Origin of the sequence: Streptomyces sp. NA02950, from assembly GCF_013364155.1 — a bacterium.
Taxonomy (GTDB): Bacteria; Actinomycetota; Actinomycetes; order Streptomycetales; family Streptomycetaceae; genus Streptomyces.
The window spans coordinates 1112990-1135280 of the sequence record NZ_CP054916.1 but is presented as its reverse complement, the minus strand read 5'-3'; the positions used below and the strand labels follow the sequence as shown (position 1 = coordinate 1135280).

Here is a 22291-nt window from a genome sequence, read left to right as displayed (position 1 = left end):
ATCTGGCATGGGAATCCCCGGTACCGGGGCGCGCCGACGGCACACCAGAGCCGCGCCCACCGTGCTCAGCGCCGCCCTCGTCCTGCTCGCCGCGGGCTGTGTGCCCGGGACCGACGGCTCGGGGGCCGCCGGTCCCGGCACCGGGGCCGCCACCGCCGTACCGGATCCGGCGAAGGCCGGAAAGGTCACGCTGACCGTGTGGGACCAGGAGATCCGCGGTGGCACCAACGGTGAACTGGAGCAGCTCAACAAGGAGTTCCAGCGGAAGTACCCCAATGTGCGGATCAAGCGGGTGGCGCGCGGCTTCACCGATCTGAAGACCACGCTCAAACTGGCCGTCTCCGGCAACCACCCGCCGGACGTCATCCAGGCCAACCAGGGCTACCCCGATATGGTCTCCTTCGTCCGCGCCGGACTGCTCGCCCCGCTCGACAACCAGGCCGGGATCTACGACTGGAACACCCGCTACCCGAACACGCTGCTCAACCTCAACCGGGTCTCCGCCGACGGCACCGACTTCGGCACCGGGCGGCTGTACGGCATATCCCAGACCGGTGAGTACATCGGTCTCTACTACAACAAGGACCTGCTGAAGAAGGCGGGCCTGGAACCCCCGGAGACCTGGCGGGACTTCACCGACGGCCTGGCGAAGCTCAAGGGCCGCGGCGAACTGCCCGTCCAGTTCGGCAACCTGGACAAGTACCCGGCCATCCACACCTTCGGGGTGCTCCAGGGCCAGGTGGACGGCGCCGGTACCCGGGACACCGTCCTCGGCCGCGGTGACGGCTTCGACACCGCCGCCACCAAGGACGCCGCGGCCACCCTCACCGACTGGACGAAGCGCGGCTACCTGCCCAAGGGCGCCAACGGCCTCGGCTACGACGACGCGGCCAAGAAGTTCGCCTCCGGCGACGGCGCCTATCTGCTCACCGGCACCTGGCAGCTGGCCGATCTGAAGAAGACCATGGGCGACAAGCTGGGCCTGATGCCGCCGCCGCCCGCGAAGGCCGGTGGCGATCCCGTCACCACCGGCGGCCAGGGCCTGGCCTGGTCCATCACCTCCCGCTCCCGCCACCCCGAAGTGGCCGCCGCCTACCTGGACTTCATCACCAACGCCCACGCGGCCGACGTCATGACCCGCCACGGTGTGCTGCCCGCCGTACCCGGCAGGGCAGCCGCCGAGGTCGCGCCGGACACCGTCGACGGCCAGATGGTCGATGGCTGGAAGCGGCTCAGTGCCGCCGACGGGCTCGTCCCGTACCTGGACTACTCCACGCCCACGTTCTACGACACCCTCTCGGCCGCCCTCCAGGGCGTCGTCAGCGGCAAGACCTCGCCGGAGAAGCTGGCCACCACGCTCCAGAAGGACTACGGCGCCTTCATGGCGCAACAGCGTGAACGCCACACGGCGAAGCCGGACCCGGCGGGCACCGAATGAACGGCCGGACGAAGGGCCCGACGGCGGACCGCACGGAGGGCCGCCTCACCGCGCTGAGGAGCGGCTACCGGCGGCAGGCACCCGGTGAGCCCCGTGCCGTCGGCTATCTCTACATCCTGCCCGCCCTCGCGGTGTACGCCGTCTTCCTGCTCTACCCCTTCGGCCAGTCGGTGTGGCTGTCGTTCGTGCACTGGGACGGGCTCACCGTGGCCACCCCGGCCGGGTTCGACAACTACCGCGATCTGTTCAGTGATCCTTCGCTGCGTGCCCCGTTCGCCCACGCCCTGCTGCTGCTCGTCTTCTACTCGGCGCTGCCGGTGGCGATCGGACTGCTGCTGGCCGCGGTGATGTCCCGGGTCCGGGTCCGCGGTATGACCTTCTTCCGCACCGTGCTGTTCCTGCCCCAGGTGCTGGCGCTGATCGTGGTCGGGGTGGCCTGGCGCTCCATCCTCGCCCCGGACGGGCTGCTCAACGACACCCTCCGGGCGGTCGGCCTCGGCTCACTGGCACGCCCGTGGCTCGGCGACTACACCTGGGCGCTGCCCGCCGTCGGTGTGGTCGGCACCTGGGTCGGCACCGGACTGTGCATGATCCTCTTCCTCGCCGGGGCCCAGCGGATCCCGCGCGAGCTGTACGAGGCGGCGCGGATCGACGGCGCCGGGCCGGTACGGGAGTTCCGCACCGTCACCCTGCCCGGCCTCCGGCCGCAGATCGCGGTGGCGCTGACGCTGACCATCATCGCGGGGCTGCGCAACTTCGACCTCATCTACATCACCACCAGCGGCGGCCCCGGGAACGCCACCTCCGTACCCGCCTACGAGGTCTACCACCGGGCCTTCGAGACCAACCAGGTCGGCTCGGCCGCCGCCGTCGGGGTGGCCCTCACGGTGCTGATCTTCGTCCTGACCGTCACGGTCTCCCGGCTCGTCGAAGGGCGGCGGTCATGACCACACGTCTGGAACGCACGGTCACCTACGGCATCCTGGCCCTGTTCGCCGTCATCGCGCTCACCCCGGTGATCGGCATCCTCTCCACGGCCTTCGGTTCCCAGGACTCCCTGGACACCGGGTTCTCGCTGCCCGAGGGCGGACCGCACTGGAGCAACTTCACCGACGCCTGGAGCCGCGGCCACTTCGGCACCTACCTCGGCAACTCGGTGCTGGTCACCGCGGTCGTCGTCGCGGCCACCACCGTGCTGGCCGTGCCGGCGGCGTACGCCTTCGGCGTGATGCGCTTCCCCGGCTCCACCGTCCTGTTCTACCTGTTCGTCATCGGGCTCACGCTCCCCCAGGAGGCCCTGGTCGTCCCGCTCTACTTCGATCTGCGCTGGGCCGGGCTCACCGACACCTACTGGGCGCTGATCCTGCCGCAGACCGCGCAGTCCCTGGCTTTCGGTGTGTTCTGGATGCGCACCTACTTCCGGAGCAGCGCCCGGGCCGTGATCGAGGCGGCCCGGATCGACGGCGCGGACACCTGGACCACGCTGTGGCGGGTGCTGGTCCCCATGGGCCGCCCGGCGATCTCCACCCTGGTGGTCATCACCTTCATGTGGACCTGGAACGAGTTCCTGATGGCACTGGTGATGGTCAGCGACGAGGCCCATCGCACCGTCCCGCTGGGCCTGGCCTTCTTCCAGGGCCGGCACAGCTCCGACGCGGCCCTGCTCGCGGCGGCCTCGGTGCTCATCGCCCTGCCGGTGGTCGTCGTCTACGTGGCGCTCCAGCGCCGCTTCGTCGAAGGGATGCTCGGCGGAGCGGTCAAGGAGTGAGCCCGGCTATCCCACCGGCAGCCGGGAGGGCGTACGGCTGACCTCCTGGCCCAGCCGGGACAGCGCCCGGGCGAAGGCGGCGGCGTCGTGCACCGCCGCCCCGCCCGTGTCGTTGTTGAAGTACGCGTACACCTCGGCACCGCCCGGCCAGGTCTCGTCCACCCGGTGCGCCCAGGTGGCCAGCGCCTGGGCGCCGTAGCGCGGGGCCGGCCGGGCGCGGCCCCCGTGGAAGCGCAGATAGCCCCACCCGGCGGTGCGCCACAGCGGGGCGGCCGGGCGCGATCCGGAGTCCGCCCAGCACAGCGCGGCGCCGTGCCGCTCCAGCACCGCGCGCACCTCATCGGTCCACCAGGAGGTGTGGCGCGGTTCGACGGCCACCCGGGTCCCGGCGGGGAAGCAGCCCAGACAGGTGTCCAGCAGCGCGGCGTCGGCGCGCAGGGTGGGCGGGAGCTGGAGCAGGACGGGGCCGAGCCGGTCACCGAGGCCCCGAGCGTGCGCCATCAGCCGTTCCACCGGCTCCTGGGGGTCGCGCAGCCGCTTGATGTGGGTGAGATAGCGGCTGGCCTTGAGCGCCATCACAAAGCCGCCGGGAGTGCGCTCCCGCCAGGTGGCGAACTGGTCGTGCTCGGGCAGCCGGTAGAAGGCGTTGTTGCTCTCGACCGTGGCGAAGGCACGCGCGTACTCCTCCAGCCACAGCCGCTGCGGGCAGTCGGCCGGATAGAGATCGCCCCGCCAGTCCTTGTACTGCCAGCCCGACGTGCCGACCAGGACGGTCATGCCTCGCCCGGGTGCCAGGCGGGCCACTGCCCCGGCCGGTCGGCCCAGTGGACCTGCTCCGGATCGTCGAAGTCGATGTCCGGGAAGGCCCGGCGGATCCGCGGTTCGAACTCCTCCCGCTCGAGGGGTTCACAGCCGAGGCCCCGCAGCCGCACCAGCCGGTAGCGGCTGTCCTCGTCGAAGGGCTCGACGAAGACGGGGTACCCGGACTCGACCGGATTCGTCGTGTTCGTCATACCTCCAGGGTGCCTCCGCGTCGGCGGAGGCGCCCGGATTCACGCGCGGTCGTCCCCGCCGGGCCGCCCCGCGGGACCGGCCCGTTTGCGACCCGGAGGATTGTCGGCTTGATTCGAAGGAGAGCCTGTGTGCCGGGGGTGAGCGATGATCTTCAACGACCGCGTGGACGCCGGGCGGCGCCTCGCCGAGGCGCTGCGGCCGCTGCGCGACGAGCGGCCCGTGGTGCTGGGGCTGCCCCGGGGCGGGGTGCCGGTGGCCTTCGAGGTCGCCCGGGACCTCCGGGCACCGCTGGACGTGATCATCGTCCGTAAGCTCGGTGTCCCCTACCACCGGGAGCTGGGCTTCGGCGCCATCGGCGAGGGCGGTGTGCGGGTGGTGCACCAGGCGATCGTCCGGATGAGCCGGGCCGACGAGGGGGACCTCCAGGAGGTGGAGCGGACCGAGCAGGCGGAACTGGTCCGCCAGGCGCGGCGGTTCCGCCGGGGACGGCCGAGGATGGCGATCGAGGACCGGACGGTGATCGTCGTGGACGACGGGATCGCGACCGGCGCCACCGCACGCGCCGCCTGCCGGGTCGCGCGGGCCCAGGGGGCGGCCCGGGTCGTCCTGGCAGTGCCGGTGGCGCCGCCGGACGCGGTCACCTCGCTGCGCGAGGACGCGGACGAGGTGGTGTGCCTGTCCTCGCCGCCGGAGTTCTCCGCGGTCGGCGAGTGGTACCGGGACTTCTCCCAGACCGGGGACGCCGAGGTGGTGGAGTTGCTGTCCCGGTCGACTGGAGAGGCGGGGGAGGCGCATCCTGGAAGGTGAGGCAGGAGGTGATCGCGATGGAGACGATCGTGGGATGCGACATACAGATGGAATTCCGTGAGGTCGGCCCGCTCACCGAAGCGGTGGTCCGGCTGAGGATGCACGACGGCACCGAAATGCTGGCCCAGGGCCGTGCCAACCGCAACCCCGACGACCCGGCACAGCCGAGGGTCGGCGAGGAGATCGCGGCGGCGAGGGCACTGAGCAATCTCGCCCACCGGCTGATCGGCAAGGCGGGCGGCGACATCGAGGAAGTCACTCACTCCAAGGCACATCTGACGATGTAGCGAGGTCGCGAAGAGCGGCGTCTGCCGTGGCATGAGGGTGCCGCGGCGGACGCACCGGGCTGCCCGGACGGTGTTCGTCCGGGCAGCCCGGTGCGATCTCAGGCCGCTCGGGTGGCGCTCAGATGGACACGCCCTTCGAGCGCAGATAGCTCAGCGGATTCACGTCAGAACCGTAGTCGGGCCCGGTGCGCACCTCGAAGTGCACATGCGGTCCCGTGCTGTTGCCGGTCGAACCGGAGTTGCCTATCTGCTGGCCCCCCTTGACCGACTGGCCGACGTGGACGGAGAGCGACGACATGTGCGCGTACTGGCTGTACATGCCGTCGGAGTGGCGCAGGACGACCTGGTAGCCGTACGCCCCGCCCCAGCCCGCCGCGACCACCTCGGCCGGGCCCACCGCCCGCACCCGGGTGCCCACCGGCACGGGGAAGTCGGTGCCGGTGTGGTGGCCGCTGGACCAGTTGCTGCCGGGCACCCCGTAGGCGGTGCCCACCTTGGTGCTGGCGACCGGTGTGGTGAAGGAGGAGGCTGCGGAGTCCTGCCCTCCCTGTGCGGTGCTGACCTTCGGCTTCGGTGTGGCCTTGGGCTTGGCCTGTGGGGCCCGCTCCCGTCCGCCCCCGGCGTGGGTGTCGAGGGTGAGCCGCTGACCGGGCATGATCAGGTTCGGGTCGTCGCCGATGGTCCGGCGGTTGGCGTCGTAGAGCGCCTCCCATCCGCCGTCGACGTGCTCGGCACCGGCGATCCGGGAGAGGGTGTCACCCCCGGCCACGGTGTACGAGGCCGACTGCGGAACGGCCTTGGTGGTGGCCTTGGGAGCGGCCTTCGGGGCCGCCTTGGGGGTGGACTTCGGCGCCGCCTCCGGGGTCCGCGCACCGGAGCCGGTCGAGACGTCCGGGGCCGGGCCGCCGCGCGTCAGACCGGCCTTCACCGAGCAGACGGGCCAGGCGGTGGGGCCCTGGCTCGCGAGTACCTTCTCGGCCACCGTGATCTGCTCGCCCTTGGTGGCCAGGTCGGCCCGTGCGGCGTAGGAGCCGCCGCCGTACGCCTGCCAGGTGCTCTGAGAGAACTGGAGGCCACCGTAGTAGCCGTTGCCGGTGTTGATGCTCCAGTTGTTGCCGGATTCGCACTCCGCGACCTTGTCCCAGGTGTCGACGGAGGCGGCGTTCGCCTGGCCGACACCGATGAGCGGCAGGGCCACCCCGGCGCCGCCCGCGGTGAACGCGAGATGGGCGCGGGAGACGCGGCGAGGCTTAGGCCGGCGGTGACGTCCGCGTGCAGCCATTGAGCTCTTCCTCTCCTACGCCTGCGAGGTGAGCTGTCGGGTTCGGGCTGGAGTTGCCCGGCCGCACGGCACACGGCGCCTTGGCTCCGTGGTGCGTCTTCACCCCAAGCCGTACCGCGCGGATCGCACGGTACGGCGCCTACCTGGTTCCCCCGCTCCTGCCGTGACAGGTCGTCGTTGTCACCCCTCAGCCGACGGCAGGACTCGGCGCTCCGGCGAAGGAGGCCCGCGCATGGAATGCGACGAGAGCCGCACAGTAAACACATCGTTTTGGTCACGACAAGGTATCGGGGTCTTGATCAAGGCCCTGGCTTCCGGGCTCACCGCCTGGTGTCACTCTGTGCTCCGGCTCTCCTCCGGAGAGCGAGAGGGATTCTTGCCGAATGACCGTCAGAAACGTTACGCCACAAAGGAATCCACTGCCGATCGATGATCTCGGCCTGGAAATCGATCAGTTGGTGGATTTCTTTGTGACCTGCATCACCACCTTCCGATTCGACCGATTACGGTGAAGTGCTCCATATCTGGAATTGCTGCCGGAATGCGGTTGATTGCTCCAGGTGACATAAGGGCGTCAAAGCGGGGAAGGGGAGCCAAGGGGGATGGACAGGAAGCATCGGGGCACCCGCCCTCGCGGCCGGTGCCCCGGCCGATGGCTGACCTGGGGAGGTCGCTCATGGTGCAACGGCACGGCACGGCGTTACGGCGCACAGCAGCAGCCCGCTCCCGGCCGCTGGTCCTATCCGCGCTGCTCATCGGCGCGCTGGCCACGGCCACCGGATGCGGCACCGACGCCGGGGACGGGGCGTGGACGCGTTCCGATTCCTCCGGCGCCGCCCGATCCTCGAACGCGGTGGGCGCGGCCAGGGATGCCGCCGCCCCGCGTGACCACTCCGCCCCGTCCGGTCCGCGGTCCGCGGCGGATTCCGCCTCGGCCGCCGCTTCCGCCGCCCCGGCCGTACGCCGCGTCTGCTCCACGGAGCAGCTGAAGCTGTCGGTCGGCCGCAAGGACGTGGGCGCGGGCAATGTGTATCTGCCGCTGGCCTTCACCAACACCTCGACCACGGCCTGCACCCTCACCGGATTCCCGGGGGTGTCCCTGCTCGACGCCGACGGCGCCCTGATAGGCGACCCCGCCACGCGGCGGGGCCCCTCGCACTCCACCGTCTCGCTGCCCCCGCGCGGCAGTGCCTCCGCGGTCCTGCACACCCTCAACGAGGGCGTGACCGACACCCCGTGCTGGAAGTCCGCCGCGAGCATCCGGGCCTATCCGCCGGACTCCTTCCGGGCCATGAAGGTCGCCGCACACTCCTTCCGCGTCTGCGGAGGGGTCTTCGATGTCGAGGCGGTCCGTTCCGGAGTGGGCGGCTGACATCTGACAGCGGCATAGCGGCCCGATGTCACCTCGCGTAGATGTGTCCGAAAATCTTGACAAGCCAGGCGCCGACTGGCTGTGTTCACCCTTTCGCAATCAAAATGGGTAGGTCACCATGAGGGGTGCCTCACGCGAGCCGGTGTAGAGCGTCCGGAGGGGGACGGTGTCATGGAGCGAGCCTCGACCGGGGTCGAGACGGAGCTGCTGGACCTTTCGGGAGCGACCCTCGAAGACCTCGACCGGGACGACGGGCTTTCTTCGGTGGCCCAGCGGCTGCTCGACGCCGTGCAATTTCCGCCGACGCTGGTGAACGCCGCCTCTTCCGGACAGAATTGCGTAAGCGAGGGAACTCCAGAATAGTGCCGCATCCCTCGCTTCTCGGAACAAGGTGGCCATGACGGCTGAATGTTCCTTCCATCGCCTTTCGGAGCAGTGCTTCACCGAGTTGGGCCGGGGTTCGGGCGGTGCGTCGTCGGTGGCCGAGCTGCGATCAGGGCAGCGCAGCCGGACCATGCTCCTGCTGCGCGCCCTGGTCGGCATCGCCTCCGGACACCCCGCGTTACCGGGCCCGCTCCCGGATGTCCGGGAGCCGTGGCGGCTGCTGATCCGGGCGGAGCGCACGGCCCCGGCCGCCGTGGAGCGCATTCTGCTGCACCCGCAGGCGGGCGCCTGGCTCAACCGCTGTCTGCGCAGGCTGCGCGGCCGGGAATCGGTGAAAACGCCACTATGGGCCGAGACCGGCTATCTGTATGCCATGGCCGCTTCGGCCGCACTTCTCGCGGGAATCGACTTCCGTATCACGGTAGCGGTGCGCGAGGGCGGGGTGATGCTCCCCGCCCTCGGTTTCGCCCGCCTTCCGGACCGGACGGCGGAAACCGCCGAGGTCGTCCGCACCCCGGAAGGGAAGACCACGGTGACCGCCGGACGGCATACGGTCCCGCTGCCATTCGACCTCACCGGGAATGCGCCGGGCTGGTACGGCCTCCGGCGATTGCGCGGCGAACACCAGGGGCTCATCTGCGCGCCCTTCCTCGACGATGTCGACCCCTATCGCGATTTCCTCCGCACCACCCCGCCGGAAAGGCTCGACGACGACGAGTGGAAGCACTGGCGGACGTGTTTCGACGCCGCCTGGCGGCTGGTCGCGGAACAGGCGCAGGTCGATCCGCGCGGGATCGCGGCCTGTCTGGGATCCCTCGTCCCCGTGCCGTACACCGCCCACCCCGATCTGTTCAGTGCCTCGTCCCCGGAAGCCCATGGATGTGTACTGCTCGGCCGCCCCGCGGACCCGCTCACCCTGGCCGCGTCGCTGGTCCACGAGGCCCAGCACACCAAGCTCAGCGCCCTGATGGATCTGGTGCCCCTGATCGAAGGGGGCCTGGAGGAGATCCACTACGCACCCTGGAGGCTGGACCCCAGACCGCTGCGCGGGCTGCTGCACGGGGTGTACGCGTTCCTGGGTGTCACCGGATTCTGGCAGGACCGATGGCACCGCGCCGAGGCCGGACCCGCCCGGGACACCGCCGCGTTCGAGTTCGCCCTGCGCCGTGCGCAGACCGCCCGGGGGCTGCGTACGCTCCTCGCGCACGCCCGGCTCACCCCACTCGGTGAAAGGTTCCTTCGGCTCGCCGGGGAGCGCCTGGCCGGATGGCTGGCCGAACCCGTACCGCCGCTGCCGCGGCGATGGGCGGCGGATGTGCTCCTCGACGCCGAACTTGTCTACCGGCTGCGCCACCTCCAACCCGACTCCGTACAGATCCGCCACTGGGCCCGCGCCCGGCGGCTGGGCACGGCCCCGCCGCGGGCCCTGCCCGTGACCTCGGTCCGCGCGGCCCCCACCGCGACCCCGCCGCGCCCCGCGCTGGTCCGCCACCGGCTCATGGAACCGGTGATGTTCACCCGCCTCCACAGGGACCGGGACGCACTGCTCCCCGACGGCACCGCGCCGGACGCAGCCGATCTCGACTGGGCCGCGGACCGGCCCGGGGCCGCGCTCGACGGCTACCGGGCCCGGCTGGAGAAGTCCCCGGACGATCTCTCCGCATGGGCGGGGCTCGCGCTCAGCATGCCGGACGGCACCGCGCGGCAGGCGTTGCTGAGCCGTCCCGAGCTGGTGCTCGCCGTCCACCGGGCGCTACGCGACACGGGGACGGCGCACCCCGGCCCGGGCCCCGATCCGCTGGCCCTCGCGGAGTGGATCGGCACCCATGCTCCTCCGTGAGCCCGTTCCCGCGGGTGGCTCAGAAGGCGATGGCCTCCACATCGCAGTCCGCGCGGATGCCCCGGGCCGCCGCCACCGTGGCCGGGTGGCCGGTGGACAGCACCCGCCGCATCCGGGCGAGCGCGTCGTGGTGCAGCTCCTCCGCCGATCTGCCCTCGCCCAGCGCCCGCAGGTCACCGGAGAGATTGAGGGCGCAGGCGAGGGTGGTGGGGTGGTCCTCGCCCAGCCGTGACCGGCAGGCCGCCAGGGTGTCGGTGTCCAGTCGCCGGGCCTCCTCGTAGTCCGCCATCGTGAAGTGGTCGCTGGCCAGGTTGATCGCGCCGGCCAGGGACACCGGATGGTCGGCGTCCAATTGCTCGACGAGCTGCGGCAGGGTCTTGGTGTTCAGCCGGAGCGCCTCCTCCGTCTCACCCAGCAGCCGCAGGGTGACGGCGAGGTCGATCGCCGCGCTCAGGGTCACCGGATGGCGTGGCCCCAGGGCGGACCGCATGTCCTCCAGGCACGTCCGGCCGAGCTCCCGGGCGCCGTCCAGATCCGCCGTCTGCCGCAGATCCATCGAGAGGTTGAGCGAGGTCGTGGTGATGTTGAGATTGGGCTCGGTGTAGCGCAGCCGGTAGCGCTCCAGGACCTCCCGGCTGATCTCGAGAGCCCCCTCGTGGTCGCCCGCCTTGCGGCGCGCCACGGCGAGATTGCGCAGCGCGAAGACCCCGATGGGCGCGTTCTGCGGCAGCACTCTGCGGATCCGCGCGCAGGTCTGCTCCAGCATGGCGCGGGCGGCCAGGTAGTCACCGCATTCGCGGACGTCGATGCTGACGTTGGTCTCCAGCAGGATGGTCAGCAGATTGTCCTCGCCGAGGATGATCTCCGCGATGCCGTGGGCCCGCTCGTCCACCTCCCGCGCGCGGGGGTAGTCCCCGGCCGAACGCAGCCCCAGGGCGTAGTCGTTGGCCGCGGCGATGGTGTACGGATCCTCCTCGCCGAAGATCCTGAGGGTCCTGCTCCAGCGGTCCCGCTCCAGCTCCAGCGAGCGCGCGAAGTCGCCCTGGAAGCGTGCGTCGCTGGTCACCGCGCCCAGGGTGACGAGGGTGTTCTCGTGGTCGTCGCCCTCGGTGGCGCGCTGGAGCTCCAAGGTGCGGCTGTTGAGCTCCCGCGCCTGTTCGAAGTGGCCCAGCACGGTGAGGACATGGCCCAGGGTCCGGGACACGGCGAGCGACTCGGGGCTGTCCTCGCCGAGGGTCTCGACCCACTTCTCCCGTACCTGACGGCCGAGTTCGAGCGCGCCCTCGTGGTCTCCCCAGACATAGAGGAAGCGCACGAGGTTCCGCACCATCTGCCGCACCCATTTGTCGTCGCAGTCCATCGCCCGGGAGGCCCGGACGTGCGACAGCAGATCGGCGTACCGTCCCCAGTTGGGCGGCGCCACGTCATTGGGGTCCCCGTAGGCCAGCAGCACATGGGCGCTGTGCTTCATGTCCGCCTGCTGCTGCGGGGACATCTGGCCGATCAGCACCGCCTGCACCAGTCGGTGCATCTCGATGGTGTTGCTGCGGTGATTGATCTTGATCAGCGCATAGCGGTTGATCTCCCGGATGGCGTGGCCCAGTTTGATGGGGTCCTGGAGCACCTCCGACAGTTCGGGGGAGAGCGAGACGCCGCGGACACCGGAGAACAGCCGCCGGGAGATCGGCTCGGGCGCGAAGAAGGAGCACATCTGGAGCAGTTGCAGTGCGCCGGGGTGGGTTTCGGCCAGTCGGCGCAGCGACATGTTCCAGGCGGCGGCGACCGGTTCGGGGTAGTCGACCGGCACGCCCGCGGCGAGCAGTTCGCTGCGGCGGGTGGAGACATCGGCCCGCTCGTCCTCGAACACCTGGAGGTACTCGTCGACCGGCATGCCCGTCTCGGTCAGCCAGGCCGCCGCCTGCTCGATGGCCAGCGGCAGGTCCCCGAGCGCATCGGCCACCCGGTCCGCGTGATCGCGCGGCAGTTCGGGCCCCCGGCGCAGCAGCAGCTCGATGCTCTCCTCGCGCTCGAAGACATCCACCTCGACGGTGCGGGCGGCCCGCGACCACTGGGCGTTCCTCGAGGTGACCAGGATGCGGCCGGGCCCGCCCGCCGGGAAGAACGGCCGGACCGTCTCCAGCTCCTCGGCATTGTCGAAGACCAGCAGCCAGTTGCGGCAGGGCCGCCCGGTGCGCAGCGCGTCCAGCACGGTCGGCACGGCCGTGTTGGCCTCCATACCCGCCTGGAGGCCGAGCCGGTCGGCGAGCTGGACCAGCGCCTGACGGATCTGCTCGGTGCGCTCCGCCGGGATCCACCACACCGCGTCGTAGTCCGCGGCGTGCTGATGGACGTACTCCAGAGCGATCTGCGACTTGCCGACACCGCCGAGCCCGTGCAGCGCCTCCGGCAGCACGGCCGCCGTGCCCTCGCTGCGCAGTCGCTCGTGAAGCGTGTCGAGCAGCGTCTGCCGACCGGTGAAGTTGTTGTTCCGGGGCGGCACATTGCCCCAGATGGCCGGAGGGTCCCCGGCACGGCGCTCCTCCACGGTGGGCAGGGACCGGGCAGCGGTCACGGACACGAAACTTCCTCTCAGATGCTCTTCCGCCGAGCCCGGTGCGCGGTGCGCCGGCGGGGTGGGGGGTTCGTCGGCATGGGAATGCGCGGTGGATCGGGGAGTGATGGAGTCAGGCACGGCAACCGCCTCAGCCGCTTCGGGGACCACATTTTTTCCCCTACCGGACATGTCTTCAACTGGATCCGGGGGGTGTTCGCCCGTAGGGGCGACCGTCTGATGGGCGAGGACAAGAGCGCGAAAGGAGCGCGCACCTTCGAGGTACGGCCCCGACAGCGCCTGGTAGACCTGTTCCTGGAGCCTGAGGTACGGCAGCAGCCGCTCGGTGGTGGGCAGGTCCCGTACCGGCCCCGTGGGGTGGTTGAGCAGATCGCGCAGCAGATGCAGCGGTTTCCAGCGCTTTCCCAGCCGGTCCAGGACGCTGCGCAGAATGTACAGCGACTCGTCCCGCATCCCCGCCGACAGCAGCAGTTCCCGCACTCCGCTGTGGAATTCGTAGCCGATCCCGGTCTCGTCCAGCGGGTCGGCCGTCCCCACCTTGCGCAGCAGCCCGCCCAGCAGGATCTCCGCCAGATCGCCGGGACTGCCGTCCGGCTGGTGAATCCCCTGCACGAACTCCATCACCGGAATGTTCAACGGGGCGGCCGCCAGCCGGGACGCCAGCCGGAAGGCGCTGGGGGAGGCCGAGGCGCGGAACCGGAAGACCCGGTCCAGGGCGCTCGGTTCCGGTTCGCGCTCCCAGCGCTCGGCCGGAGCCCCGGGCAGCAGGGCCAGCGTCTCCTGCCCCCGGGCCGAGGGCCGGGCCACCAGCTGCGCCCATCCGGCCATCCACCGCGCGTCCAGCTCCAGCACCGGCACCGGTGGCTCGCCTCCCGGCCAGGAGCCGCCGTCGGCGGGGCGCCAGGTGCCATTGGGGGCGCCCGGCCCGGGGACGCGCACCCGCACCCGCTCCGGTGACACTCCGGTGTGCGCCCAGCGGCCCTGGCGCAGCACATGCAGTACGGCCACCGACGCACACCGCGCCCACCGCGCCAGGGCGCGCTGCGCGCTGTCGTCGGCCCAGGCCGCGCCGATGCCGTCGGTCAGCACCAGCACCGCCCGTCTGGCCCGCGGCGCCATTCCGGCCACCGGCGAACCGCGCCAGTGCGGCTCACCGGGCCCGGCCGGGCCCTCTTCGCCGTCGCCGGGTAACGCGTGGTCGCTGTCGAGCCGGTGCACCCGTACGTCCCGGAAGGCGCCGGTGCGTTGCAACACGGTGACCAGCCGGGCCGCCGTCTGCCGCCACACCACCATCGAACTTCCGCAGTCGAGTACCAGGACCGCGTCCATCCAGCGCTCCCGCACCGGTACGCACTCGGGCACCCACAGCCCCTCGCGTGCCGCCCGCTCGGCCGTCGCCTCCTCGTCGACCTCCAGCGCGACCGGGGACGGCGCGGTGCGCTTGAGCGGACGCAGCGCCCGGGACAGGGCGCGCTCGGCGATCATCGGCGCGGTGGCGGAGAGCCGGGGGGAGGGGATGACCACGTCGGTGGCAAGCGCCGGTTCCGTCTCCGCGGCCGGATCGTCCCCGGCGCCGACCAGTTCGGTGGGCCGTAGCGTGGCGGCGGTCAGATCGGGCTCGGGCGCCCGCTCCTCGTCCGTCTCGCGCTCCGGCAGCGGTTCACCGGACGGGCCGTCACCGGGCGGCGGTGCGTCCGCCTCCGGGGTCTCGGGAAGCGGCCCGGGACCGGCCCGGTCCGGTCCGCGGTCCGTCTCGGCCCGGCAGACGGCCAGCCATACGGCATCGGCGATCTGCTGCCAGTCCAGGCCCCGCGGGCCGTGCCCGGGGGACCCGCCGCCTGGGTCGTGTGTCATGTCGAGCCTGCTGCATCCAGCCGGTGCCAGACGGCGTGCAGTAGCTCCTCCCACTCGGGTCCCGGTACCTGCGACTGGGACGTCACCAGATACACCGCGTTGAGCAACTGGTCGGCGGCGAGCCCTCCTTCGAGCTCACTGCGCTCCAGGAACATCTGGATGAGCTCCTGGGCGCGTGGATCGTCCGCCCGGCCCAGATGGGCTGCCACGATCGCGGCGAGCCGGTCGGCGTCCGGGTCGGGCAGCCGCAGCTGGAGACAGCGGCGCAGGAACGCGGGCGGGAACTCCCGCTCACCGTTGCTGGTGATGACCACGACCGGGAAGGCGCGGCAGCGCACCCGGCCCGAGGCGATGACGGTGCTGCGGCCGGGGTCGTCGGTGAGGACCGATACGGCCGGCCGGCGGCGGCGGACGCGCACCAGCTCGGGGACGGCGTACTCACCGGCTTCGAAGATGTCGAGCAGGTCATTGGGAAGATCGATATCGCTCTTGTCGAATTCGTCGATAAGCAGCACACGGGGGAGGCGGTACGGCAGCATGGCCGTGCCCAGTGGCCCGAGTTGGAGGAAGTCCCCGATGTCCTCCGGCCCCGGCTCCGATGTGTCCCCCTCCGCCGCCTGTCCGGCCGCGGCCGCGTGCACCCGGCCGACTGCGTCGTAGCCGTACAGCCCGGACCGCAGGGTGGTACGGGTGGTGATCGGCCAGCGCAGCACCCGGCCGAGCCCCAGTTCACGGCTGATGCGGTAGGCCAGGGTGGACTTGCCCGTGCCGGGGCGCCCGGTCACCAGGAGCGGACGCCGCAGGATCAGCGCCGCGTTGACGACGTCGGCCTCCTCGGCACCGGCCCGCAGGCCCAGCGGGGTGGCGCCCAGCCGCCGGGCCGCGTCCTGCTCTTCCTCCAAAGGCGGCGGGGGCTCGGTCGGAGCCCCGTCCGGGTCGGATAACGCCGTCCCGGGGGCGCCACCGTCCGGAGGGCAGGCCGAGACCCCGCCGAAGGTGCGCCAGGGAGGCGGTGGCGGAAGGATGTCCTCCAGGTCGACGTCGTGCAGCGGTCGGCCGGTGCCCTGGTAGATCCACCAGGGGCGTGGAATGCCGGACGGCAGGGGACTCGCGGTGGATTCCGGGTCGTTGTGGACCCGTCCGTTGTGCCGTCGCGCGGACTCCGCGTCGCTCATCGGCTCCCCACCCCCTCGTCCGGTCCCGTCAACCGCCCCACCGGCTCCACGGGGCGGGTCGGGTCGTCCCAGACGAGCATCACATGCTGCCCCGGGTGATGCTCCCGCTCCGCGGAGTCGATCGTATGGGCGTCCAGACGCAACTCTGTCACGGCTTCACGGAGCCGTGCCAGGTTCCCGCTGGCCTCGGCCGGTTTTTGTCTCAGCCGGTGGACCAGGTCGGGGGCCCGGGTGTGGCGGCGGTCCCAGGTCACCACCGGGATGCCCGCCCGCCACGCCGCCAGCGCCTCGTACGTGCCTTCGGGGGTGGTGCCCGGGGGCGAGTTCAGGACGAGCGCGACCACATACGGATCGGCCTTGAGCCGGGCCAGCAGCCCGCCGGGGTCCCCCGAGCGCGGACTGTCCGGGTCCGGGCCGTCGATGACCAGCTGCTTGGAACGCTGGGGCTGGTCGGCGAAGATCTGCCAGCGCTGCTTCCACGACCGGTGCCAGCGCCGGGTCTGGCAGCGCTCCAGGCTCCGGATCACCACGGGGAAGTCCATGTACAGCGGCGTGGCCAGATCGCTGTCCAGCTCCTGCCGCCACAGATGGACCGGAAGGTTCAGGTCATCGGGGCCCAGCATGAACTCCACATGGATGCACCGGGCGTCGTCCCACTCCTCCGCCGCGGCGTACACCAGGTCCTGGACGGCCCGCTCGGCGGTGGCCGCGGTGACCTGGGTGACCGGGCCGCGGGCCGGATGCCAGCCGGTGGGGTCGTACTGGTGCCAGGACGAGAGTTCGTAGCGGCCCGGCTCCTCCTGCGGCAGCAGCCGGATCACCAGATAGGCGTCGACCGGCTCGGCCGGGGCGGCATGGCCCACCTGCTGGCGCAGCGATCTCAGCTGCGAGGTCAGGGACAGCTCCCGGGCCCGCTCATCGGCCCACGCCCGCAGCGCGTCGGCCTTCCGCAGCGGCTGTGCCGACGCGGCCAGATACTCCACCAGGGCGAGCCCCGGCGGCAGACTGCCCGGCTGGGCGTTCATCCGGCTCAGGACCTCGAAGGCGTGCCAGGGGCCGGTGACCGGCGGCACGTCCTGGAGCGGGCCCGCCGCCGCCCGGCACAGCTGCGCCAGATGTCCGATCTCCAGCTCCTCCAGCAGCGACCGCAGCTCCGCCGTGGCGGGCACGGGCAGCGCCGGACGGGCCGTCATCTGGTCCATGACCGCGTCGAGCTGCTTCATCGCGCTCGCGTCCGAGACCATCACCGCGAGCGAAGCGCGCAGTGCCCGCATCATCCGCACATTGTCCAGACACTCCCGGGCCAGTTCGACCAGGAAGTAGTCGGTCACCCGGTGGCTGCGGACCGGTACGGCCGATTCCAACTCCATGGCGACCAGTTCCAGACACAGCGCACGGGAGTCCGGATCCGTCAGACAGCGGAATTCCTTGAGCGCCGTGACCAGGTTGTTGACCGATGCCAGGCCGCCTTCCCCCATGGCCGCCATGCCGTGCCCTCCCCCGAGCCCGTATCACCGGTCCCCGCCGCCGGTGATCCCCCGCCGGAGACCCTGCCATATCGCGGGCGCCGCCCGCCTGGACTCCGGACAACTTGTATGCCCCGTACGTCCCTGGCGACACTCCCCGGTGCCCCCGGGTGCGCGCCCAGAGACGCCCGCCGGGCGCCCGGTCACCCCCGGCCCAGTTCCGCCACCCGCCGGGCCAGTTCGGCCGTCGCCGGGGTGTCCGGCGCGAGTACGGACACCACCTCCACCAGCTCCGTCAGCGCACCGTGCGCCTCACAGGTCCGCAGCAGGGCCAGCGCCTCCGCCCGGCTCGCCGACTGGCGGTTGACCGCGGTGCCGACGGTGGGCAGCTCATCGAGCAACTGCTGCCAGTGGGCGGGCGAGGTCATACCCGGAATGTCGAGCAAGGCATCGGCCAGTGCGCCGAGTTGATGAATCGTCAGCTTGGCTGGGCGGCGTGAGGACGGTGCGACGGCGTGCGCCGTCACGTGCGCCGCGGGCGCGGGGTGGACCGCCGCGGGCAGCCGTCCGATCAGCTCGAACGCGAAGGCGGCCGCATGCCGGGACGCCACGGGCTGCCAGCGCTCGTCATGCGCCTCGCCCTTGTCGCCCAGCAGATCGGAGATCCCCCGGATCACCAGGGCGTCCTGATGCTGATTGAGATACGCCCCGGCCAGGAAGCCAAAGCCCTCCATGTCCACCGCGACCGCGTCCCCCGCTGCCGCCGTCAGCCTGCGGCCGGTGTCCGACCGGTGGTGGGCCACCACCCGCCCGCCCGCCGCGATCGGTTTGACATGGGCGCGGGGGAGCGGTGTGCCGTCCGCCGGGCGGATCCGCCGCTGCCAGGTGTCGCCCGCGGTGACGACCCGGGCCAGCTGCACCAGGCCGTAGGCCGACTGATGGGTTTTCTGCCGGGGCAGAAATCCCTGCTCGGTGTCCTTGCCGGTCTCGTAGTCGTACACCGCGTCGGCGGCCACCACATCCCCGAGTGCCACGTCCTTGCGCCCGCCCGCCACCCCGACGAACAGCAGCGCGCGGGGCGCGAAGAGCGCCGCGGCCCGCTCGACCGCGGCCGCCGCGCCCGGATTGCCCGGCCCGGTCATATGCGTCGCCACCCGCCGCTCGACGGACCCCTCCCGGAACGTGCCCACCTCGAACAGGGCACCCCGCTCCGACTGGACCGGATGCAACTCCTCCAGATGGGCGCGCACCGCCCGGTACTCCACCTCCAGCGCGGTGAGCACCACCACATCCGCCCGCGCGGGCCCCCCGTTGTCGCCAGCCGTCACCGTTTCCCCCTCGGCACCGTTTTGACCCGAACCCACCATGGTGCGCCACCGCGGGCCCGGAGTCGATGACTCCGGCCCCAGGACCCGATACGTGTGCCGACGTCATGGGCGGCGCAGATCCGCGTAGCGCACGATCTGCACCGTGACCACGGCGACCAGCGCCACTTCGGCCACCGACACCGTCAGCAGCCACGCCGGCAGGGGCTCCGCGGACCAGCACACGATCAGGGCGGCGATCGGCGCCACCGAGAACAGCAGCAGATCGGCCGCGAGCTGGAGCCGCTTCCGGGAGACCCTGCGGTGGTCGTCGCGATGGGCCGTCTCCCAGCCGAACACCCGCGTGGCCCCCGGCGCCAGCGCCGCCAGCCGTGGTCCCAGATCCCCGCGCACATAGCGCCCGATGGCCGAGATCTTTTCGTCGTTGACCAGATATGCCCAGCCCAGCACCACCGATGCGGGCGGCAGCAGCAGAAGCAGTTCCGGCTGGCCGCCGTTCTGGAAGGAGAAGGTGATGATGGCCGCCATCGAGGCGAGTGTGGCGTAGAGCAGATTGTCCCGGAACCCGATCCGCGCCCGCTGCTCCTCCTTCACCTGCTCGTACTCCACGATGAGCAGCCTGTTCGTCAGATTCTCCGGATCGCCGTTGCCGTCCCGCGCCACCCCGTCCCCCTCCGTGCTCCGTCACGAACGATATTCCGTTCGCGTGCCCCGCGGTGGCGGTTGCGGTGGGGCTGTCTCATACGGCGACCCCGCAATTCCTCGTGACAGCCCCTCAGATCCTGCCGCCCGTCGCGGTGTCCGACGACAGCCGCTGGGCGAGGTAGATGGGGACGACCGACAGCAGGACGAGGACGGCGGCGACCACGTTGACCACCGGGGCCTGCTGGGGGCGGGCCATATTGGAGAAGATCCAGATCGGCAGGGTCTGGATGCCGGGGCCCGCGGTGAAGGTCGTCACCACGATCTCGTCGAAGGACAGCGCGAAGGCGAGCAGTCCGCCCGCCACCAGGGCCGAGCGCACCAGCGGGAAGGTGATGTCGACAAAGGCCCGGAAGGTGTTCGCGCCCAGGTCCATGGCGGCCTGCTCATAGGATCCGGCCATCCGGCGCAGCCGGGCGATCACATTGTTGAAGACGACCACGATGCAGAAGGTGGCGTGGCCGACGACCACGGTGAACATGCCCAGGCCCACCCCGAGCGGTTCGAGGACCGTACGGAAGGCGGTGTTGAGGGCGACGCCGGTGATGATACCGGGCAGCGCGATGGGCAGGACGACCAGGAAGGAGAGGGTCTCCCGGCCGAAGAAGCGGAAGCGCTGGACGGCGAAGGCGATGAGGGTGCCGAGGACCAGGGCGATCGCGGTGGCGCCGAGACCGGCCTTGACCGAGGTCCACAGGGCGTCGCGGGCGCCGGTGCTGTGCCAGGCGTCGGCCCACCAGTGGACGGTGAGTCCGGGCGGTGGCCACCCCGAACTGCGGTCCGGATTGAGCGAGTTGACCAGGACCAGCAGCAGCGGCACATAGATGACCGCGAAGCCGAGCCCGGCGGCGATGCGCAGCGTGATGCGCGCGGGGCGGGAGAGATTCATCGAAGCGCCTTCGGTGTGCGGGCTGTCAGAGGCTGCTGAGGGCTCCGGTGCGGCGCACCGCGAGCAGATAGCCCACGATGATCATCACCGGTACGGTGCCCAGGGCCGCGGCGAGCGGCAGATCGAGGGTGATGTTGGAGTAGATGACGTTGCCGATCAGCTGGGTCTTGCCCCCGACGATCTGGACCGCGATGTAGTCGCCGAGGCTGAGCGAGAAGGTGAAGACCGACCCGGCCGCGATGGACGGCAGCAGCATCGGCAGCACCACCGAACGGAAGGTCCGGCCGGTGCGGGCCCCGAGGTCGGCGGAGGCGTCCAGCAGAGTGTCCGGGAGCTGTTCCAGCCCCGCGTGGATCGGCAGGATCATGTACGGCAGCCACAGATACGTCAGCACCAGGACGGTGGCGGTCAGCCCGTAGCCGGGACCGTCGAGCCCGAGCGGGCCGAGCAGCCAGTCCAGCAGACCGCCCTCGGCGAGGATGAGCCGCCAGGCGTACGCCTTGACCAGATAGCTGGCCCACAGCGGGGTGAGGATCGCCACCACCAGCAGCGGCCGCCGGCGGGGCCGCGCGATCCGGGCGGTGTAGAAGGCGATCGGGAACGCGATCACGGCGCACAGCGCGGTGACCGCGAGGGCGACGCCGACGCTGCGCAGGGCGACCTGGCGGTAGACGTCGCTGGTGAACAGGGTGGTGAAGTTGTCGGTGTTCCAGACCTTCACCACGCTCGAGGTGAAGCTGTCCGTCGTCCAGAACGCGGACAGGAACAGCGCGCTGAGCGAGCCGAGGTACGCGAGGACAAGCCAGGTCAGCGGTGCGGTGAGCAGCAGGGACAGCTGGAGCCGGGGACGGCGGTGCAGGGTCCCGGCGAGCCGCCGGACGAATCCGGCGGCCGGCGCGGTCTTGGTCATATCAGGCTCAGCCCTTGATCTCGGTCCATGCCTGGACCCACTTGGCGTAGGGCACGCACTTGGCGTCCTTGCGGCCGTCGAGGCACTGGGCGACCGGTGTGGTCCAGAAGTGGACCTTCTTCCAGTACGGTTCGTCCGCCGCGTGGAAGGTGTCGCAGTGGTTCTTGGCCGCGGTCAGGGCACAGGCCTTGGAGTTGGCCGGGGCCTCGCCGAAGTACTCGGCCACCTGGGCGTTGACCTCCGGGGAGATGATCCAGTTCATCCACTTGTAGGCGCAGTTGGGGTGCTTGGCCTTGGCGGAGATCATCCAGGTGTCGGACCAGCCGGTGGCGCCCTCCTTCGGCAGCACCGCCTTGACCGGGGCCTTCTCGGCCTGGGCGGCGTTGACGATCACCTGCCAGGAGGTGCCGACCACCGAGTTGCCGCTTTTGAAGGCGGAGATCTCCTTGAGGTAGTCGCTCCAGTACTCGCCGATGTTGCGGTTCTGGTCCTTGAGCAGATCGACGGCGGCGTCGAACTGCTTCTGGTCCAGGGCGTAGGGGTTCTTGATGCCCAGCGACGGCTTGCTCTTCATCAGGTAGAGCGCGGCGTCGGCGATGTAGATCGGTGAGTCGTACGCGGTGACCTTGCCCTTGTGGGCGGACGCCCGGTCGAAGACGGCGGACCAGGAGTCGGGGGCCGGGGAGACCTTCTCGGTGTTGTACATCAGGAGGTTGGCGCCGCGGCCGTGCGGGATGCCGTAGGGGACCCCGTCCACCGAGTTCCAGTCCTTCTTCTTCAGGCCCTCGAAGACGTCCTTGTAGTGCGGGACCAGTGTGGTGTTGACGGGTTCGGCGTCACCGGAGGCGATCAGCCGGAGCGAGGCGTCACCGGAGGCGGAGACCGCGTCGTACTGACCGGTCTTCATCAGGCTGACCATCTCGTCGGAGCTGGCCGCGGTCTTGGAGCTGACCTGGCAGCCGGTCTGCTGCTCGAAGTCGCTGACCCAGTCGACCTTCGGGTCGTTGCTGCCGTCCTCGACGTACCCGGCCCAGGCGATCAGATTCACCTTGCCCTCGGTCTTGCCGAGCTGCTTGCGCGGCTTGAGGTCCGGCGGGTCGAAGCCGCCTGCCGACGAGGACGTACCGGACGAGCCGCAGGCGGTGGCGAGGAGCAGGACTCCGGCCGCCGCGGCGGCCTTCAGCGAATAGAGCATGCACACGACAA

The 22291-nt window shown here is 71.0% G+C and carries 18 protein-coding genes, 1 pseudogene and 1 riboswitch; of the genes and pseudogenes, 8 read left to right on the top strand and 11 right to left on the bottom strand.

Translation table 11 applies throughout. From position 1 onward, the window contains the following. The first annotated feature begins 7 nt into the window (after positions 1-7). From HUT19_RS04540 to HUT19_RS04530, 3 genes are read left to right on the top strand one after another with little or no spacing between them, the layout of a single operon-like run. Positions 8-1438 (top strand): extracellular solute-binding protein, encoded by a 1431-nt coding sequence (locus tag HUT19_RS04540; RefSeq protein ID WP_176179190.1) that lies wholly within the window; start codon positions 8-10, stop codon positions 1436-1438. Continuing rightward, positions 1435-2385, top strand: coding sequence for a carbohydrate ABC transporter permease (locus HUT19_RS04535; protein ID WP_217712240.1), 951 nt, complete (start codon positions 1435-1437; stop codon positions 2383-2385). Before HUT19_RS04540 ends, HUT19_RS04535 begins: the two co-directional genes overlap by 4 nt. Continuing rightward, the gene (locus tag HUT19_RS04530; RefSeq protein WP_176179189.1) at positions 2382-3206 is read left to right on the top strand and encodes a carbohydrate ABC transporter permease; all 825 of its coding nucleotides are present in this window, start codon (positions 2382-2384) and stop codon (positions 3204-3206) included. The genes HUT19_RS04535 and HUT19_RS04530 overlap by 4 nt, the downstream gene beginning before the upstream one ends. A gap of 6 nt (positions 3207-3212) precedes the next feature. Here HUT19_RS04530 and HUT19_RS04525 read toward each other — a convergent pair whose 3' ends face one another. Both HUT19_RS04525 and HUT19_RS04520 read right to left on the bottom strand, forming a co-directional pair. Next, positions 3213-3983 carry a DUF72 domain-containing protein gene (locus tag HUT19_RS04525; protein WP_176179188.1) on the bottom strand — a complete coding sequence of 257 codons (771 nt, stop codon included), beginning with the start codon at positions 3981-3983 and terminating at the stop codon, positions 3213-3215. After that, positions 3980-4219: a hypothetical protein gene (locus HUT19_RS04520; RefSeq protein ID WP_176179187.1), complete on the bottom strand. Its 240-nt coding sequence runs from the start codon at positions 4217-4219 to the stop codon at positions 3980-3982. Before HUT19_RS04520 ends, HUT19_RS04525 begins: the two co-directional genes overlap by 4 nt. A 145-nt stretch (positions 4220-4364) precedes the next feature. Between HUT19_RS04520 and HUT19_RS04515 the strand changes: the two are divergent. Together HUT19_RS04515 and HUT19_RS04510 are read left to right on the top strand one after the other, a co-directional pair. After that, positions 4365-4991: pseudogene (locus tag HUT19_RS04515) on the top strand (phosphoribosyltransferase); the annotation flags it as partial. Between the two features lie 53 nt (positions 4992-5044). Then, positions 5045-5314, top strand: a complete 270-nt coding sequence (locus tag HUT19_RS04510; protein WP_176179185.1) for a DUF1876 domain-containing protein — start codon at positions 5045-5047, stop codon at positions 5312-5314. Between the two features lie 118 nt (positions 5315-5432). Here the strand turns inward: HUT19_RS04510 and HUT19_RS04505 are convergent, their stop codons facing one another. After that, complete coding sequence (locus HUT19_RS04505; protein WP_176179184.1) at positions 5433-6596, bottom strand: transglycosylase family protein; 1164 nt, start codon at positions 6594-6596, stop codon at positions 5433-5435. Between the two features lie 5 nt (positions 6597-6601). Next, positions 6602-6780, bottom strand: a riboswitch (cyclic di-AMP (ydaO/yuaA leader). A gap of 492 nt (positions 6781-7272) precedes the next feature. Between HUT19_RS04505 and HUT19_RS04500 the strand changes: the two genes are divergently transcribed. The 3 genes from HUT19_RS04500 (at position 7273) to HUT19_RS04490 (ending at position 10192) form a co-directional block, all read left to right on the top strand. After that, a complete protein-coding gene (locus HUT19_RS04500) occupies positions 7273-7968 on the top strand; it encodes a DUF4232 domain-containing protein (protein ID WP_176179183.1) in 696 nt (231 codons plus the stop codon). Between the two features lie 171 nt (positions 7969-8139). Next, the gene (locus tag HUT19_RS04495; RefSeq protein ID WP_176179182.1) at positions 8140-8331 is read left to right on the top strand and encodes a hypothetical protein; all 192 of its coding nucleotides are present in this window, start codon (positions 8140-8142) and stop codon (positions 8329-8331) included. Positions 8332-8365: 34 nt separating this feature from the next. After that, entirely contained in the window at positions 8366-10192 is a 1827-nt protein-coding gene (locus HUT19_RS04490; RefSeq protein ID WP_176179181.1) for an HEXXH motif domain-containing protein, read from the top strand. Positions 10193-10211: 19 nt separating this feature from the next. Here HUT19_RS04490 and fxsT read toward each other — a convergent pair whose 3' ends face one another. From fxsT to HUT19_RS04450, 8 genes are all read right to left on the bottom strand, one after another. Further along, positions 10212-14618, bottom strand: coding sequence for an FxSxx-COOH system tetratricopeptide repeat protein (gene fxsT / locus HUT19_RS04485; RefSeq protein ID WP_176179180.1), 4407 nt, complete (start codon positions 14616-14618; stop codon positions 10212-10214). Continuing rightward, positions 14615-15793, bottom strand: coding sequence for a MoxR family ATPase (locus tag HUT19_RS04480; protein WP_176179179.1), 1179 nt, complete (start codon positions 15791-15793; stop codon positions 14615-14617). The genes fxsT and HUT19_RS04480 overlap by 4 nt, the downstream gene beginning before the upstream one ends. Further along, on the bottom strand, positions 15790-17280 hold the full coding sequence (locus HUT19_RS04475; protein ID WP_176179178.1) for a hypothetical protein: 1491 nt from the start codon (positions 17278-17280) through the stop codon (positions 15790-15792). Before HUT19_RS04475 ends, HUT19_RS04480 begins: the two co-directional genes overlap by 4 nt. Before the next feature lie 182 nt (positions 17281-17462). Next, positions 17463-18587 carry a hypothetical protein gene (locus HUT19_RS04470; RefSeq protein WP_176179177.1) on the bottom strand — a complete coding sequence of 375 codons (1125 nt, stop codon included), beginning with the start codon at positions 18585-18587 and terminating at the stop codon, positions 17463-17465. Between the two features lie 102 nt (positions 18588-18689). After that, positions 18690-19247, bottom strand: coding sequence for a hypothetical protein (locus tag HUT19_RS04465; RefSeq protein ID WP_176179176.1), 558 nt, complete (start codon positions 19245-19247; stop codon positions 18690-18692). A 112-nt stretch (positions 19248-19359) separates the two neighbouring features. Then, the gene (locus HUT19_RS04460; protein ID WP_176179175.1) at positions 19360-20175 is read right to left on the bottom strand and encodes an ABC transporter permease; all 816 of its coding nucleotides are present in this window, start codon (positions 20173-20175) and stop codon (positions 19360-19362) included. A gap of 25 nt (positions 20176-20200) precedes the next feature. Beyond that, on the bottom strand, positions 20201-21085 hold the full coding sequence (locus HUT19_RS04455; RefSeq protein ID WP_176179174.1) for an ABC transporter permease: 885 nt from the start codon (positions 21083-21085) through the stop codon (positions 20201-20203). 7 nt (positions 21086-21092) lie between these two features. After that, positions 21093-22280, bottom strand: a complete 1188-nt coding sequence (locus HUT19_RS04450) for an ABC transporter substrate-binding protein (RefSeq protein ID WP_176186467.1) — start codon at positions 22278-22280, stop codon at positions 21093-21095. Positions 22281-22291: the final 11 nt, after the last annotated feature.

Excerpts from the sequence above, each read along its gene's own strand:
- HUT19_RS04510 (WP_176179185.1), top strand. The coding sequence starts at position 5,045 with ATGGAGACGATCGTGGGATGCGACATACAGATGGAATTCCGTGAGGTC.
- HUT19_RS04450 (WP_176186467.1), bottom strand. The coding sequence starts at position 22,280 with ATGCTCTATTCGCTGAAGGCCGCCGCGGCGGCCGGAGTCCTGCTCCTC.
- HUT19_RS04500 (WP_176179183.1), top strand. The coding sequence starts at position 7,273 with ATGGTGCAACGGCACGGCACGGCGTTACGGCGCACAGCAGCAGCCCGC.
- HUT19_RS04525 (WP_176179188.1), bottom strand. The coding sequence starts at position 3,983 with ATGACCGTCCTGGTCGGCACGTCGGGCTGGCAGTACAAGGACTGGCGG.
- HUT19_RS04495 (WP_176179182.1), top strand. The coding sequence starts at position 8,140 with ATGGAGCGAGCCTCGACCGGGGTCGAGACGGAGCTGCTGGACCTTTCG.
- HUT19_RS04490 (WP_176179181.1), top strand. The coding sequence starts at position 8,366 with ATGACGGCTGAATGTTCCTTCCATCGCCTTTCGGAGCAGTGCTTCACC.
- HUT19_RS04480 (WP_176179179.1), bottom strand. The coding sequence starts at position 15,793 with ATGAGCGACGCGGAGTCCGCGCGACGGCACAACGGACGGGTCCACAAC.
- HUT19_RS04535 (WP_217712240.1), top strand. The coding sequence starts at position 1,435 with ATGAACGGCCGGACGAAGGGCCCGACGGCGGACCGCACGGAGGGCCGC.
- HUT19_RS04520 (WP_176179187.1), bottom strand. The coding sequence starts at position 4,219 with ATGACGAACACGACGAATCCGGTCGAGTCCGGGTACCCCGTCTTCGTC.
- HUT19_RS04505 (WP_176179184.1), bottom strand. The coding sequence starts at position 6,596 with ATGGCTGCACGCGGACGTCACCGCCGGCCTAAGCCTCGCCGCGTCTCC.
- fxsT (WP_176179180.1), bottom strand. The coding sequence starts at position 14,618 with ATGACACACGACCCAGGCGGCGGGTCCCCCGGGCACGGCCCGCGGGGC.
- HUT19_RS04460 (WP_176179175.1), bottom strand. The coding sequence starts at position 20,175 with ATGAATCTCTCCCGCCCCGCGCGCATCACGCTGCGCATCGCCGCCGGG.
- HUT19_RS04530 (WP_176179189.1), top strand. The coding sequence starts at position 2,382 with ATGACCACACGTCTGGAACGCACGGTCACCTACGGCATCCTGGCCCTG.
- HUT19_RS04540 (WP_176179190.1), top strand. The coding sequence starts at position 8 with ATGGGAATCCCCGGTACCGGGGCGCGCCGACGGCACACCAGAGCCGCG.
- HUT19_RS04455 (WP_176179174.1), bottom strand. The coding sequence starts at position 21,085 with ATGACCAAGACCGCGCCGGCCGCCGGATTCGTCCGGCGGCTCGCCGGG.
- HUT19_RS04475 (WP_176179178.1), bottom strand. The coding sequence starts at position 17,280 with ATGGCGGCCATGGGGGAAGGCGGCCTGGCATCGGTCAACAACCTGGTC.